Source organism: Paraburkholderia dipogonis, assembly GCF_042680985.1.
GTDB classification, from domain to species: domain Bacteria; phylum Pseudomonadota; class Gammaproteobacteria; order Burkholderiales; family Burkholderiaceae; genus Paraburkholderia; species Paraburkholderia phytofirmans.
Genome location: NZ_JBHUFR010000022.1, coordinates 171,375 through 186,580, shown reverse-complemented (window position 1 = coordinate 186,580; position 15,206 = coordinate 171,375). Strand labels below are relative to the sequence as shown.

Genomic DNA, 15,206 nt, shown 5'->3' with positions numbered 1-15,206 from the left:
GACGCGGCTTTCCGATTTCCTGTTTGTCTCGTGACCTTCGCACCATGCCCGAATCGAAACCGCGCCTGCTTGTCCATCCGCTCGTCGTGCGAATCACGCATTGGATCAACGCATTTGCGATGGTCTGCATGGTGATGAGCGGCTGGGCCATTTACAACGCGTCGCCGTTTTTCCCGTTCCGGTTTCCGGTTTGGGCGACCGTCGGCGGATGGCTGGGCGGTTCGATCGCGTGGCATTTCGCGGCGATGTGGATGCTCTGCGCGAACGGGCTGCTGTATTTCGCGTATGGCCTCGGACGCGGGCATTTCCGGCGCAAGCTGTTGCCGGTTCATCCGCGCGACGTGGTGCATGACGCAAGCCTCGCGCTGCGCTTCAGGCTGCCGCACGATTCCGGCAAATATAACGCGGTGCAACGTGCACTGTATCTGCTCGTGCTATGTCTTGGCGTGTTGCTGGTTGCGTCGGGGTTGTCCATCTGGAAGCCCGTGCAATTCTCGTGGCTCACCGCGCTATTCGGCGGCTTCGACTTTGCGCGGCGCGTGCATTTCATCGCGATGGCCGGCGTGGTCGGTTTCGTGGTCGTGCATCTGGCGCTGGTGCTGCTCGTGCCGCGCACCTTGCTGCCGATGCTGACAGGGCGCGCACAGCCACATTCGGCGCATGAAAGGAGCCAGGCATGAGCGCATCCAAACCCAACCGCGATGCACGCCGATCCCCCATCGTGCTTGCCGATCATCAGCCGCAAATCGAGCGGCTGCAACGGCGGCTGTTTCTGCGCTCCTCGCTTTCCATCGGCGCACTGGCGATGCTCTCGGGCTGCAACATGCAGGACGGCGATTCGGTCGACAAAGTACTTTGGGCCATGTCGCGCTGGAACGATCGCGTGCAGGGCTGGCTATTCGATCGCAACAAGCTCGCGCCGACCTATTCGGCGCGCGAAATCACCGACCCGTTCCCGTTCAACGCGTTCTATCCCGAGTTCGACGCGCCGGACATCGACGGCTCGACGTATCAACTGGAAGTGTCGGGACTCGTGTCGGACAAGCGCACCTGGAATCTCGATCAGTTACGCGCATTGCCGCAGGCTTCGCAGATCACGCGCCACATTTGCATTGAAGGATGGAGCGCGATCGGACAATGGAGTGGCGTGCCGTTTCGCACGTTTCTGGAGCGTGTAGGCGCTGATTTGAGCGCGCGCTATGTCGGTTTCAAATGCGCGGACCGTTATTACTCCAGCCTGGATATGGCAACGGCCCTACATCCGCAGACGCAACTCACGCTGAATTTCCGCAACGAACCACTGCCTGCTAAATACGGCTATCCGCTGAAACTGCGCGTGCCGACCAAACTCGGTTTCAAGAACCCGAAGCACATTGCGGCGATCTTCGTGACCAATACGAATCCTGGCGGCTATTGGGAAGACCAGGGGTACAACTGGTTCAGCGGTTTGTAACGTATAGCGCTTCGGGACTGCCCAATCACACCGCGGTGACGTAACGCGGCACCGGCTTGACCACGCGCGGCGCGGGCGCTTCGTAGACAGCGCGCATGCGCTTCACTTCGTCGACTGGGCTCAGGCCGAACAAACGCTTGAATTCACGGCTGAATTGCGACGCGCTTTCATAACCGACGCGCGCCGCGGCCGCGCCCGCATTCAACCCATCCTGAACCATCAGCAAACGCGCGTGATGCAAGCGCGTGGTCTTCACGTATTGCATCGGCGAAGTGGCAGTGACGGCTTTGAACTGCGCATGAAACACGGCGAGGCTCATGCCCGCTTCGGACGCGAGCGTATCGACGTCCAGCACGCCGTGGTAATCCGCATGAATTCGCCGCAACGCTTTGGCAATGCGGCCGAAATGATTCTGATGCGTGAGCGCCGCGCGAATCGCGTCGCCCTGCTCGCCGGTCAGCACGCGATAACAGATTTCTCGCACCACGCCGGGCGCGAGAATGCGCGCGTCGAGCGGAGAAGCCAGCGCGTCCATCAAACGTTGCACCGCGTTGCTAAGCGCCGGGTCGAGCGGCGTTGAATAAATGCCGACGGGTTCGTTCTGCGCGGTACCGTGCGTTTCGTTCAACGCCATCAGCAATTCAGCGACCATGGTTAGATCGACGCGCACCGAGATGGCGAGAAACGGCTCTTCCGGGCTCGCCTCGGTTTCGCATTCGAACGGCAAGGGCACCGAGAGCACGAGATACTGCTGCGCGTCGTACTGAAACACCTGATCGCCGAGAAAGCCGCGCTTGCGTCCCTGGCAGACAATCACGATGCTCGGTTCGTACATGACCGGCATGCGCGGCATGGGACTATTCGCGCGCATCAGATTGACGCCTTCGAGACTCGTGCGCGTGAAGCCCGGGGTGGGCGCCAGCACATCGAATAATTCGACCAGGCGCTGCTGGGCGGGAACGACCGATACGGGTTCAGCGGAACGGGGAGACATGACGGTATAGTGACGTGCAAGAGAATAATGCTTGAAATTTAGCACCAAACGACCTGCCGCGCTCCTCGCCAGGAGTTTTAGGCAAATCTTCAAGACATTCAGGTATTCCCGGGCTGCCTGCCCGCTCCTATCATGGGAACCCTGCCGGATCATCCTTTTCCGCGCTGCGCAGGGCTCGGTTGGCAATTGCCAGTTTGACGAATTTGCCAGCCGCCGCCCGCGCCGTGATCCCGGTTCATGACGAGGTTGGCCACATCGGCGACATGCGTCGCCCATCGCCGGCGCCTTGCGACTTCACCCTCTTTGCTGGAGCTACCCATGAGCACGACTTACGCCTATGCAGCGACCGACGCTACCGCGCCGCTCGCCCCGTTCGAAATCCAGCGCCGCGAACTGCGCGCCCATGACGTGCAGATGGAAGTTCTGTTTTGCGGCGTGTGCCATTCCGATTTGCATCAGGCGCGCAACGAATGGAAGAACACGGTGTTTCCGGTTGTACCGGGCCATGAGATTGTCGGTCGCGTAACCGCGGTAGGTCCGGACGTAACGAAGTACAAGGCGGGCGATCTGGTCGGCGTCGGCTGCCTAGTGGATTCATGCCGCACGTGTGCGAGTTGCAAGGAAGATCTCGAGCAGTATTGCGAGAACGGTTTTGTCGGCACGTATAACGGCGTTGACAGGGTTGATGGGCAGACCACATACGGTGGCTATTCCACGCAGCTCGTCGTGGATGAAGCGTTCACGCTGCGAGTGCCGGAGAATCTCGACCCAGCGGGTGTTGCGCCGTTGCTGTGCGCGGGTATCACGACGTATTCGCCGCTGCGCACCTGGGGTGCTGGTCCTGGCAAGAAGGTGGGTATTGTCGGGCTTGGCGGTTTGGGGCATATGGGTGTGAAGCTCGCTCGCGCGATGGGCGCGCATGTTGTGCTGTTCACTACCTCGCCTTCCAAGATCGAAGATGCGAAGCGGTTGGGTGCGCATGAAGTTGTGATTTCGAAAAATGCCGGGGAGATGGAAGCGCATTTGAATAGCTTCGATCTGATCGTGAATACGGTTGCTGCTCAGCATGACCTGAATCCGTTTTTGAATCTGCTCAAGCGGGATGGGACGATGACCTTGGTCGGCGCACCGGAGCATGATCATCCGTCGCCGCAAGTGTTCAATCTCATCTTCAAGCGTCGCCGGTTGGCTGGGTCGTTGATTGGGGGGATCGCTGAGACGCAGGAAATGTTGGACTTCTGCGGGGAACATGGGATTACTTCTGATGTTGAGGTGATTCCTATGCAGGGGATTAATGAGGCTTTTGAACGGATGCTGAAGAGTGATGTTAAGTATCGGTTTGTGATTGATCTGGATTCCTTGCGGAAGTGATTTTTTTGGTTTTTTTTGGCTCGCGCTGTGGGGCGGTTTTTTTGGGGTGTGCTCCTTGGGCTTTGGCCTTTCCTTGATTTGTTGGTGGTCTATTAGCGTTGCCCCTGTGCGGGGCGGCACCTACTTCTCTTTGCCGCCGCAAAGAGAAGTAGGCAAGAGAAAGCGGCTCACACCGCTAACTCTTAAGCGGGTCCCCCGCACAGCCACAGTAGTGGTACATCTGGAATCAGTGCCCCCGCGCATTCCGCATAGGTGACAAGGCAGTCATTCTTCCGGCGGCGCTACGCGCGCCCCCCGGTACTTCATTAAACCCATCGTTTTTTTCGGCGCATCGCCGAGGCGAAGCCGATGGCACCAACACAACTAGAAGAATCCACTGTTTTTCGCGGACCGCTCCGACGAGCGCGCAGCGCGAGGCGGGAAGCATGACTGCTGTGTCACGTGCGCGGAATGCGCGAGAACACGGATTCCAGATGCACCATTGCCCCCTCCGAGCCAGGGGCCCCGCTTAATAGTTAGCGGTGTGAGCCGCTTTCTCTTGCCTACTTCTCTTTGCGGCGGCAAAGAGAAGTAGGTGCCGCCCCGCACAGGGGCAACGCTAATAGACCACCAACAAATCAAGGAAAGGCCAACCCCCTAAGCATCCCAAACAAAAAAATACCCCACCAAAACAGGCATGAAAAACCCTCGACTGGAGCCCGAACCGTGATTGACAGAATAACTGCAATGCGCACCTTCATCCGAATCGTGGACACCAACAGCTTCACCCGCGCAGCGGAATCACTAAACATTCCGCGCGCCACGGCGACCACCATCGTCCAGAATCTGGAAGCCCTGCTAGGCACAGCCCTTCTAGCCCGCACAACGCGGCGCCTGAGCGTCACCCCCGAAGGCGCCGCCTACTACGAACGCTGCGCGCAAATCCTCGCGGACATCGACGAAATGGAAGCCAGCATCCGTCACGCGACGGACAACCTGACCGGCCGTCTGCGCATCGAAATGCCCGGCGCCGTAGCCAGCGCCATCGTGCTGCCGGCTCTCAACGATTTCCACACCCGTTACCCGAACCTCGATCTCGCGATCGGCGTCAGTAACCGCACAGTCGATCTGATCACCGAAGCCATCGACTGCAGCATCCAGCTCGGCGAATTGCCCGACTCGAATCTGGTCGCGCGCCAACTCGGCACGCTCGAACACGTGACCTGCGCGAGCCCAGCCTACCTGGCCCGCTACGGCACGCCCACGGATCTCGACGATTTGCGTGGCCACGCAGCCGTCAATTGCATGTCGCCGCATAACGGCCGCGAAGTGGACTTCGATTTCGAAGTGAACGGCGAAGCGCAAAACGTGAAGGTGAAAGGCTTCGTCAAGGTCAGCGACGAACAGGCCTACCTCACCTGCGGCCTGCAAGGCCTCGGCTTGATCCAGCCCGCGCGGATCGCCGCGCAACCATATCTCGACTCGGGACTATTGCGCGAAGTCATGCCGCAATGGAAACCCGTGCCGATGCCGGTCTCGGTCGCCTATGTGAAAAATCGCCGCGTGTCGCCACGCGTGCGCGCGTTCGTGGACTGGCTGGCGGAGTTGTTCGAGAAAGCGGAACACGTCGATCAGGATCTCTCGCGTGTCCGTCAATTGCTGCGCGGCCTGCATCCCGCCTGAGGCGGGTTGAATGCAGGCACGCAGCGCGGTAGCAATCGCGTCAGTTCGCTAACTTGACCGGCACAGGCCGCGTCAGCAGGTCGACATAGAAGTTGAAGAAATTCGGATTGTCGAAGCGTTTCACCACCGTCATTTTCTGCAACCCCGCCGGCGGCGAACTCGCATAGCCGGTCGCCTTGCCATCGTTCGCACCGAAACTCATGTCCACATCCACCCACTCGTCCACGGTCTGCGTGGCGAACGAAGGGTGCATCAGATACGCGAGCGTCAGCGTGTCCCAGATGTTCGTCGTGTAGTTCGGGTTGGTCTCGAAACCGTTCTTACCGTCGAACCCATAACCGTTCAACGTCTTGAACAATTGCGTGATGATGGTCTGCTTCGTCGGGTCGTGCGCGACACGGTCGTAAAGCGCTTTGTCCATCTTCACGGTGTCGGTTACATCGAGCGGAATCACCACCTGTTTGATCGGCAGGCGCAACACGGTCTTCGCCGCCTCCGGATCGAACCACCAGTTGAACTCGGCAGTCGGCGTGGTGTTGCCCGGCACGTCGATCGCTCCGCCCATGTAAATGATCTGCTTGATCAACGGCACGATCTCGGGATGCTGACGCGTGGCCAGCGCAATGTTGGTCAGCGGGCCGATCGCGAGAATGGTCACCTCACCGGGATTCTGCTTCACCGAATCGACGATGAAATCCACCGCGCTCTTGCTCTGCACTTTGGTGTGCGTGGCGAAGCCGTCAGGCGGCGCGACCAGGTCGCTGTCGGATTTCGGCTCGGGTGTATTCCACGCGCCGAGATAGCCGTCGCCGCCGGGGAATTGCTTCTGCTCAGCCTGGATGGTGGCGAGGTCGTGCGACAACGCGTAATTGGCGCCCGCATACACGCCGATCTGATTTTCAACACCCAGACGTTCGACCGATTTCAGTGCATCCGCCACGCCCTGCTTCAACCATTGATTGCCGGAGACCACCGTAATACCCAGCACTTTCAATGAGCCTTGCGCCTGCAATTGCGCGGCCATGACGCCGAGTTGGCCATCGTCGCTCAGTGTGTTGTAGTCGCTGTCGATAATCACCTTCGGCGGGGTCTGCGCATTGATTTCACTACCGCCGCAGGCCGAGAGCGCCGTGATAGCCATCACGCTTGCCACACACGTCATTGCCACGAGAAGTCGCTTCACTCATGTCTCCTTTTTTATAGCGCTGTGTCGCGCGAAGGAGGCTCATCATAGACGTAATCCAGATGAAATCAAATCGTCATGTCGAATGGATAATTCACGAAGAGTGCATGCACGCTAATGACGCGCATACGAAGCCGCAACAGAGCAAAGTCTGTTGCGGCCGACAACGCTCATACAGAGCGCCAGACTGATTGAGTGAAGAAGCGCGATTAAGGCTGACGAGCCTGTTGCGCCGAACCCGGGCACGCCGGATCCTTGCCCCAATGGCCGTCACATACACGCCAGCGGCACAACTGGTCTTCGAAGAAACCACGCTGTCCGCACTCTTTCACGCGCTCAGCCAGCCTGGCGTTGCCAGGCGTTGCGGATGCGCTAACCCGAGTCGCGGTGTTGCCGCTCGCTGTTTTGGCATCCGCTGGCTTGGTCCGAGCGACGAGCGCGGCCAATAGATCGGCATCCGAATCATCTTTCGAAGCATTGCCGTTCGTGCGCGTTTTCTTCGACTGAGCGACCGCGGTCGGCGCGCTCGCATGACGGTTGCTGGCAGTCGCGCTTTCCTTCTTGCCGTGGACGGCGCTCTCGTGCTTCTCCTTGCTGGCCACCGCCGTCGCGCTTTTGCCATGCTTCGCCGCCGGCACCGCGACCGCGGAAGCGGCCGTTGCGGATGCCACCGGTGCGGATGCGCTGCTCGGCTCCGCGCCGTCGGCGAGCGCGCGCGACAGACGGCTGCCGTCGCTGGCAGGTGCCGTAGCGGACGCCGCGGCGGCTTTGCTGTCGCTATCGTCGGCAACGATCGTGGCCGCTTGCGAGGATGCCGGAGCCGGTGCCTCCGCTTTGGCGACAGCCTTCGGCGCGGCGCTCGCGGCCGCCGCCGGCGCAGCACTCTTCTGCTCGCTCGCAGGCGCCGCCGCTGCCAGCGACTCGCTCTGCACACGCTGCTGCATATGCCACGCACCCCAGCCGCCGGCTGCGATCACGAGCAACGCGACCAATAGAAATGGCGCCCTGGACCGGCGCGGTTTTTCCGCAGGCGGCGCAACGCGGCCTTCGAGGTTCGCAAGAATTCGCGAACCATTGCCATCGGCGCCTTTAGCCTTATCGGATAACAGGCTAGGCGGGGCTTTGGAATTCGAACTTTCCGGCGCACTCATTCACTGTCTCATTGAATCCTGGATTATTTCGCCGTGATAATACGTTCTGGCTCGTCTCCGAGCAGGCCTGATTCTAAGAGCAAGCATTACAAAATACAATTGTTTCCAATTTCCGGGGTCGCCTTTGATTGCCGTAGTACTTCTCGCCTATTTCGCCATCGCCGTTGTGATCGCCGCAATGCTGCTATTGCCGGCGGTACGCGCCTCTTTATTAGGCGCCGCGCTCGCTATTCACGGCCGTGTTATGCGCGGAGCATCGCTTAGTGCATCGCGCGCACGCGGTCAATTAGCACGCTCGGCAAGAATTTCGCAATCGACCGCAGTCGATATGCAAAAGTTACTCGTAAAGCGGCGCTTGCTGATTTTTACCACGACAGGTATTCTTGCGACGCCTCCATTGGTGGCACTGGCTTTACGCGGCCGGCAATTATTCCAATTCGATGACACTGCACGGGTTCCGGACGAGAAAATTGCCGCGTTATTGAATGGCGAACAGCTCGTGCCCCCGCCGCCGTTGCCGCCGGAGGTATTCGCAACGCAGGAAGTCGAGCAGATCCGGCCCGCGCTTAAAGACGCGAGCCGCGACTGGAATTTGCTCGACGCCGATTTCAGAACGCGTTTATTGCTCGTGTACAAAATCATGCGCGAGCAATACGGGTATGAAATGGCTTTGCTGGAAGGTTATCGCAGTCCGGAGCGGCAAAACCGGCTGGCGCAAATGGGGGGCAACGTCACCAATGCCGCAGCGTTTCAAAGCTATCACCAATACGGTCTTGCCTCAGACAATGCGTTTTTGCGCGACGGCAAGCTCGTCATTTCAGAAAAAGATCCTTGGGCCATGCGCGGTTATCAGTTATACGGGCAGACAGCCGAACAGGTCGGTCTGACCTGGGGTGGCCGCTGGAAAATGATGGATCTCGGGCACGTCGAATATCACAAACCCGGCTTCGTCCTCGGGCGCGGTCATTAAGGCGCAATGGGCAAAACCGGGTAATAAAGAGGTTGACATGGGGCATTCAATCAATTTTTCTGGCGAAAAGCGGCAATGCCGCCCGCATAACGGCATTGCTCCGATCAGCGTCGTCATGGGCAAATCCTGTCGATTTAACAATTCCGCCGTATTCGCTTTCGCCTGAATATGCTTTCGTTTTATTTCACACGCCGTACGCGCGCCATGCTGTCTGCCGCAGCACGCGCCACAACACTCATCACCAAGACCTGAACGGCTTATGCGACGCATTCTCAACGTGTTGACCCACACACGCACGCTCTCGATCATCGGCTTGCTCGCGCTCGCTGCTGTTCTATTCATCGGCGCCGATACCTTGCAGATCGATCTGATGTGGCCGGCCATCGTGCTCGGCGCCGTGGTCGCGCTGTGGCTGCTGGTGTGGATCGTGCGACGCCTGCGCGCGCGCCGTGCGAACCGCAAGCTCGGTGAAATGCTCGAGCAGCAAGCGGAGAAGCAGGCCGAAGCCGGTCCCGCGCCCACGCCCGCGCGCCAGGCCGAACTCGACGTGCTGCGCACGCGTCTCGTGGATGCGGTGAAGACCATCAAGACCTCGAAGATCGGCCAACTCTCGGGCGGCTCAGCGCTCTACGAGTTGCCCTGGTACATCGTGATCGGCAACCCCGCCGCGGGCAAGAGCAGCGCGGTGTTGAACTCGGGCTTGCAATTCCCCTTCGCCGACAAGAACAGCGCGGTGATTCACGGCATTGGCGGCACGCGTAACTGCGACTGGTTCTTTACGACCGAAGGCATTCTTCTCGACACCGCCGGCCGCTATTCCGTGCATGAGGAAGACCGCACCGAATGGCTCGGCTTTCTCGGGCTACTCAAACGTTTCCGGCCGAAGGCGCCGATCAACGGCATCATCGTCACGGCCAGCATTGCGGAACTGACCAGCAGCAAGCCAGAATTCGCGATCAATCTCGCGAAGAACCTGCGCCAGCGCGTGCAGGAGTTGACCGAGAAGCTCGAAGTGTTCGCGCCGGTGTACGTGATGTTCACCAAGGCCGACCTGATTACCGGCTTCACCGAATTCTTCAGCGGCAGCGAGCGTCACGAATACGATCGCGTGTGGGGCGCCACCCTGCCCTACGAGCCGGACGAGAAGCGCGACGTGGTCGGTCTGTTCGACGAACACTTCGAAGAGCTGTACGACGGCCTGAAAGAGATCAGCGTCGCGCAGATGTCGATCAATCGCGGCAACAAGCTCTCGCCAGGTCAATTGAGCTTTCCGCTCGAGTTCTCGACTATCAAGCCCGCGTTGCGCGCCTTTCTCGCCACGCTGTTCGAGACTAATCCCTTCCAGTACAAGCCGATTTTCCGCGGCTTCTACTTCACCAGTGCATTGCAGGAAGGCGAAACGAATAGCGCCGCGGCCACGCGCATCGCCAACCGTTTCGCCCTGAGTTCGGACGGCTTGCCCAAGCCGCATAGCGCGTTCTCGAAGAACGGTTTCTTCCTGCGCGACCTGTTCTCGAAGGTGATCTTTGCCGACCGGCAAACGGTCAGGCAATTCGCCAGCCCCGCCAAGACGCGCATGCGCTATGCGACCTTCTTCGGCTTCGTCGCGGTGCTCGCGCTGGCGCTTGGCGGCTGGACCTGGTCGACGGTCAATAACCAGCAGCTCACCGCGAACGTGCAGGCCGACCTCGACAATGTCGTGCGCCTGCAGCAGAACCGCAACGATCTGCAATCGCGCCTGCAAGCCATGGACGTGCTCGAGGACCGCATCGATCAACTCGAACAGTTTCGCCGCGACCGGCCGCTCGCGGTTTCGCTCGGTCTGTATCAGGGCGATCGCCTCGAACAGCGTCTGCTCACCGAGTACTACAACGGCGTGCGGCAGATTCTGCTCGATCCGGTTTCGCAGAATCTCGCGTCGTTCCTGAAGGACGTCAACGCCCATCCCGACCAACTCGCGCCGTTGAACCGCGCGCCGGACGCCGCCGCGATTCCGGTCTCCACCCACTCGGCGATGAGCGCGAACAGCCAGGGCGGGTTGTATAGCGACGCCTCGCCGACCAACGTCGAAGATGCGTACAACGCGCTCAAGACCTATCTGATGCTGAGCGACAAGCGTCACGTGGAAACGGCTCACCTGACCGATCAGGTCGCGCGCTTCTGGCGCGGCTGGCTCGAAACGAATCGCGGCAACATGCCGCGCGACGAGATGATCCGCAGCGCCGAGCGCATGATCACGTTCTACCTCGCGCGCGTGTCCGACGACGATTGGCCGATGATCGACCAGAATCTCGGCCTCGTCGATCAAACGCGAGAGAACCTGCGTCGCGTGGTGCGCGGCATGCCGGCCCGTCAGCGCGTCTACGAAGAAATCAAGGCGCGCGCATCGACCCGATTCGCGCCGATGACGATCGCGCGCATCGTCGGCGAAAACAATACCGCGCTGGTGGCGGGCAGTTATGCGATCCCCGGCACCTTCACGCGTGAAGCGTGGTTCCAGTACGTGCAGCCCGCGATTCGCGACGCCGCGACGAAAGAGTTGCAGGCGAAGGACTGGGTGCTCAACACATCGGCTCACGACGACCTGACGCTGGAAGGCAGCCCCGAACAGATCCAGAAAGCGCTCGTCGCGATGTACAAGACCGAGTACGCGATGCACTGGCAGAAGTTCATGCAAGGCATTGCGGTGCAGAGCTTCGGCAGCTTCGGCCAGGCCGTGGATGCGATGAACCGGCTGGGCGATCCGCAGGATTCGCCGATCCGCAAGGTGCTCGAAACCGCGTACGACCAGACTTCGTGGGACAACCCCTCGCTCTTCAACGCGAACCTGAAACGCGCGCAAACCGGCGTGACGAGCTGGGTCAAGAACCTGTTCTCGCGTGCGCCCACTGGCCAGCTCAACGCGAACATCGACATCAACGGCAATCCGGTCGAAGTGCCGATGGGACCGATCGGCCAGGAGTTCTCGGCGTTGGGCCGCATCGTCGTGAGCGGCGACAACGGTTCGATGCTCAAGGGCTATATGGACACGCTGTCGAAAGTCCGCACGCGCTTTAACGTGATCAAGAATCAGGGCGATCCGGGACCGGGCGCGCGTCAGCTGATGCAGCAGACGCTCGACGGCAGCGGCTCCGAACTCGCCGATTCGCTGAAGTACGTCGACGAACAGATGCTCACGGGCCTCACCGACTCGCAGCGTAAAGCTCTGCGTCCGCTGCTGGTGCGTCCGTTGATGGCGGCGTATGCGGTGGTGATCCAGCCGGCCAGCGTCGAAGTCAACAAGGTGTGGAACGCGCAGGTGTATCAGAGCTTCCAAAGCTCGCTCGCGAACAAGTATCCGTTTGCCAGCGACGCGAAGGTCGAAGCCGGCGCCGGCGAAATCGCCCAGGTGTTCGGGCCGGACGGCGCGATCGCCAAGTTCGTTGGCACCACGCTCGGGCCGCTCGCGGTGCGCCGTGGCGACACGTTGACGGCCCGCACATGGGGCGACATGGGCCTCGCCCTCACACCTGATTTCACCAGCGGCTTCGCGCGCTGGGTGGCGCCGCTCGCCGGTGGTGCGGCCGGCGCGACGGCGGGTCAGGGTTCAGCCGAACCGCAGACCGTGTTCCAGATCCTGCCGCAGCCGAGCAGCGGCACGACGGAATACACGCTGGCGATCGACGGCCAGCAGATGCGCTACCGCAACACGCCGCCGCAGTGGACCAACTTCGTGTGGCCGAATCCGTCGGGCTCGCCTGGCGCGACATTGAGCGCCACGACCTTCGACGGCCGCACGCTGCAACTGGTCAACGAGCCGGGCCGCTACGGCCTGGAGAAGCTGATCAACTCGGCGCAGCGCAAACGTCGTCCGGACGGCACGTTCGATCTGTCGTGGACGCAAGGCAGCGTGACGGTGGCGGTCAGCATGCGCATCATCAGCACGTCGCAGGCGTCGAGCGGCAGCGGCGATGCGCCGCAACAGCAAAGCCTGCGCGGCTTGCGGCTGCCGTCATCGGTGGCGGATGTGAGCGCGGCGGCGAATTCGGTCAAGGCGACGGCCGCGGGTGCGCCCGCGCCGGCCACGCCCGCGACTCGGCCGGCTGCGGCCGCCACCGCGGTTTCGAATACAGGGGGTGCGCAATGACGCAGACCGTGCAGGCGCAAATCGCCTACTTCGGCAAGATCCCGTCGCGCGGCGACTTCGTGAAGAGCGCGCATAACCCGCAATTGCTGGCCACGCTCGACCGCTGGATCGCTGAAGCCATGGAGCTGCTCACCGACGATCCGCGCTGGAAGATCGTCTACGAAAACGCCAAGCCGATGCACTTCGCCTTCCTCGGTTCGCGCAGCAAGCTGGCGATTGCCGGGCATATGGTGGCGAGCCACGATCAGTCGTCGCGGCGCTTTCCGTTTCTTGCCGCAACCGCGCTCGAAGTCGAAAAGCCGCTGACGTTTCTGGCGCACAGTCCGCTCGCGTTCGCGCGCTTGTGGTCGCGCGTCGCGGCGCAAATGAAGCCGCTGCTCGGCGCGAGCGAACCGTCCGGCGCGCTGCAGGCGCTCGGCGAAACGCAAGTGCCGATCGAGATTGGCGGCGGTCCGGGCAATCCGCACGACGGTACGTTCAATGACTTCGTCGAACACCAGACGCTCGCCGGGCTCGAACAGATGCTGCTGGCGAGCGGCCATCCGGTGCGCTTGCGCGGCGCGATGCTGGCGCTCGGCTCGCTGCTGCGTCCGGTGATGCAAAGCGGCTCGTCGCATCTCGAACGCGGGCTGACCTTGCCTCTGCCGAACGATCCGTTCTACCGAACTCTCGTTGCCGCATTCTGGCTCGAACTGATTGCGCCGTTCGTCGCGCAGGCGGATTTCGAGCTGGCGATTTTCATCGGCACGATTGCCGAGCGCGAGCGGCTCATCATCGGCTTTAACGGCGCGTCGGCGAAAACGCTGCATAGCGTGGTCGATCCGCAGTCGTACGCGGCGCATAACATCGATATCGACGATCCCGAGTGGATCGACGAACACGCACAAAACGATCATGGCATCAGCAAGCTCGTCAGTTACCTCGACCAACCGCAACTGTCGCTGCGCGTCAGCATCGACACGTTCCGCGAAGCATTCACGGGAGCGTGACACGATGCTGAACCACACATCTACCGCACGCATGACGGTGCTGCTCGCGAGTCTTCTGCTCAGCGCGTTCGCGCATGCCGACAACGACGGGCCTGCTCGCGTCACGCCGGTCGACAATAGCGGCGTTTCGATTCACACCACGGTGCTGCCGCCCGCTTCTTCGGCTACGACGGGCAACGCGGGGCCTGCCGTGAATACGGCCGGACTCGCAAGCGGCACGACCGGTGCCGGCACCGGCGCGATCACCGCGGCGCCGCCGCCCGCCAACGCGACGCCGGGCCAGGTCGTGGTCGGCGGCAAGGTGCCGGACGAAGCGACCAAGGCGGCCGTGCTCGCGCGTTTGCGCGACACTTACGGCGCGGCCAACGTGGTCGATCAGATCGAAGTCGCCGATGTGGCGACGCCGCCGAACTGGTCCGCCAATGTGCAGAAGCTGATCGGCCCGCAGTTGAAGCAGATCAGCAAAGGCCAGTTGAAAATAGACGGCACGCAGATCGACGTGAAAGGCGAAGTGCATAACGAATCGCAGCGCCAGCAACTCGCGAGCGATATGGCGAATGCGTTGAACCCGACTTACACGATCAAGAATGGACTACGCGTGAGTACGTCCGAACAAGGCCTGCTCGATCAGACGCTCGCGAATCGTACGATCGAATTCGAAACCGGCAGCGCGACGCTCACGCCGCAAGGCCGCGCGATTCTCGATCAGATGGCCGCCGCGATGGTAAAGATGACGACGAAAACCGTTGCGATCATCGGCCACACCGACAACTCGGGTAACCGCACGTCGAATATCGCGCTGAGCCAGGCGCGCGCGGATGCGGTGAAGGGTTATCTGGTCGCCAAGGGGATCCCACCGCAACAGATGTCGACCACCGGCGTTGGCCCGGACCAGCCGATTGCATCGAACGACACGACGGATGGGCGCGCGCGGAATCGGCGAATAGAGTTTCGCGCGGGGTCTTGAGCCGTTGCCATGCACCGGCGCATGCGCCTGCGTCACGTCGTTGACGTTGGCAGCGGTGCCCACCACGGTGTGCACCAGCCCCGAATCCGCATCGACACCGATATGCGCCTTCATGCCGAAGTGCCACTGGTTGCCCTTCTTGCTCTGGTGCATCTCGGGTCCCGCTCGCCGCTTCGGTTCTTCATCGAAGTCGGCGCAGCAATCAGCGTTGCGTCCACTGCCGTACCCTCCTTGAGCGACCGGCTCATCCCACTCAGCCCTGCAAATTGCCGATACAGCAGTACGTCACACAGCGCTTCTTCCGTCGCCACATCCGGCAGCCCGAACCATCGGCTTCCAA

11 protein-coding genes and 1 pseudogene are annotated in these 15,206 nt (G+C 61.2%); 8 read left to right on the top strand and 4 right to left on the bottom strand.

The window, feature by feature from the left end; genetic code table 11:
* Positions 1 to 44: 44 nt before the first annotated feature.
* Entirely contained in the window at positions 45 to 680 is a 636-nt protein-coding gene (locus tag ACFSNN_RS28000; protein WP_134465055.1) for a cytochrome b/b6 domain-containing protein, read from the top strand.
* A complete protein-coding gene (locus ACFSNN_RS27995; RefSeq protein ID WP_134465056.1) occupies positions 677 to 1,453 on the top strand; it encodes a molybdopterin-dependent oxidoreductase in 777 nt (258 codons plus the stop codon). The genes ACFSNN_RS28000 and ACFSNN_RS27995 overlap by 4 nt, the downstream gene beginning before the upstream one ends.
* Before the next feature lie 25 nt (positions 1,454 to 1,478).
* On the opposite strand, the gene ACFSNN_RS27990 is transcribed toward ACFSNN_RS27995, so the two are convergent.
* Complete coding sequence (locus tag ACFSNN_RS27990) at positions 1,479 to 2,447, bottom strand: AraC family transcriptional regulator (RefSeq protein ID WP_134465057.1); 969 nt, start codon at positions 2,445 to 2,447, stop codon at positions 1,479 to 1,481.
* 318 nt (positions 2,448 to 2,765) lie between these two features.
* On the opposite strand from ACFSNN_RS27990, the gene ACFSNN_RS27985 reads away from it, so the two are divergent.
* Positions 2,766 to 3,818, top strand: a complete 1,053-nt coding sequence (locus tag ACFSNN_RS27985) for an NAD(P)-dependent alcohol dehydrogenase (RefSeq protein ID WP_377747584.1) — start codon at positions 2,766 to 2,768, stop codon at positions 3,816 to 3,818.
* A 705-nt stretch (positions 3,819 to 4,523) separates the two neighbouring features.
* Positions 4,524 to 5,480: a LysR family transcriptional regulator gene (locus tag ACFSNN_RS27980; protein WP_166799378.1), complete on the top strand. Its 957-nt coding sequence runs from the start codon at positions 4,524 to 4,526 to the stop codon at positions 5,478 to 5,480.
* Between the two features lie 40 nt (positions 5,481 to 5,520).
* Here the strand turns inward: ACFSNN_RS27980 and ACFSNN_RS27975 are convergent, their stop codons facing one another.
* Together ACFSNN_RS27975 and ACFSNN_RS27970 are read right to left on the bottom strand one after the other, a co-directional pair.
* Positions 5,521 to 6,663: a nucleoside hydrolase gene (locus ACFSNN_RS27975; protein ID WP_134465059.1), complete on the bottom strand. Its 1,143-nt coding sequence runs from the start codon at positions 6,661 to 6,663 to the stop codon at positions 5,521 to 5,523.
* A 209-nt stretch (positions 6,664 to 6,872) separates the two neighbouring features.
* Complete coding sequence (locus ACFSNN_RS27970) at positions 6,873 to 7,814, bottom strand: flagellar basal body-associated FliL family protein (RefSeq protein WP_134465060.1); 942 nt, start codon at positions 7,812 to 7,814, stop codon at positions 6,873 to 6,875.
* Positions 7,815 to 7,938: 124 nt separating this feature from the next.
* Here ACFSNN_RS27970 and ACFSNN_RS27965 point away from each other — a divergent pair, with 124 nt between their 5' ends.
* From ACFSNN_RS27965 to ACFSNN_RS27950, 4 genes are all read left to right on the top strand, one after another.
* A complete protein-coding gene (locus ACFSNN_RS27965; RefSeq protein ID WP_134465061.1) occupies positions 7,939 to 8,784 on the top strand; it encodes a M15 family metallopeptidase in 846 nt (281 codons plus the stop codon).
* 259 nt (positions 8,785 to 9,043) lie between these two features.
* A complete protein-coding gene (tssM, locus tag ACFSNN_RS27960; RefSeq protein WP_134465062.1) occupies positions 9,044 to 12,910 on the top strand; it encodes a type VI secretion system membrane subunit TssM in 3,867 nt (1,288 codons plus the stop codon).
* Complete coding sequence (gene tagF, locus ACFSNN_RS27955) at positions 12,907 to 13,899, top strand: type VI secretion system-associated protein TagF (RefSeq protein ID WP_134465063.1); 993 nt, start codon at positions 12,907 to 12,909, stop codon at positions 13,897 to 13,899. The genes tssM and tagF overlap by 4 nt, the downstream gene beginning before the upstream one ends.
* 4 nt (positions 13,900 to 13,903) lie before the next feature.
* Positions 13,904 to 14,866 (top strand): OmpA family protein, encoded by a 963-nt coding sequence (locus ACFSNN_RS27950; protein WP_134465064.1) that lies wholly within the window; start codon positions 13,904 to 13,906, stop codon positions 14,864 to 14,866.
* A 6-nt stretch (positions 14,867 to 14,872) separates the two neighbouring features.
* Here ACFSNN_RS27950 and ACFSNN_RS27945 read toward each other — a convergent pair.
* Positions 14,873 to 15,105 (bottom strand): annotated as a pseudogene (locus ACFSNN_RS27945) (transposase); the annotation flags it as partial.
* Positions 15,106 to 15,206: the final 101 nt, after the last annotated feature.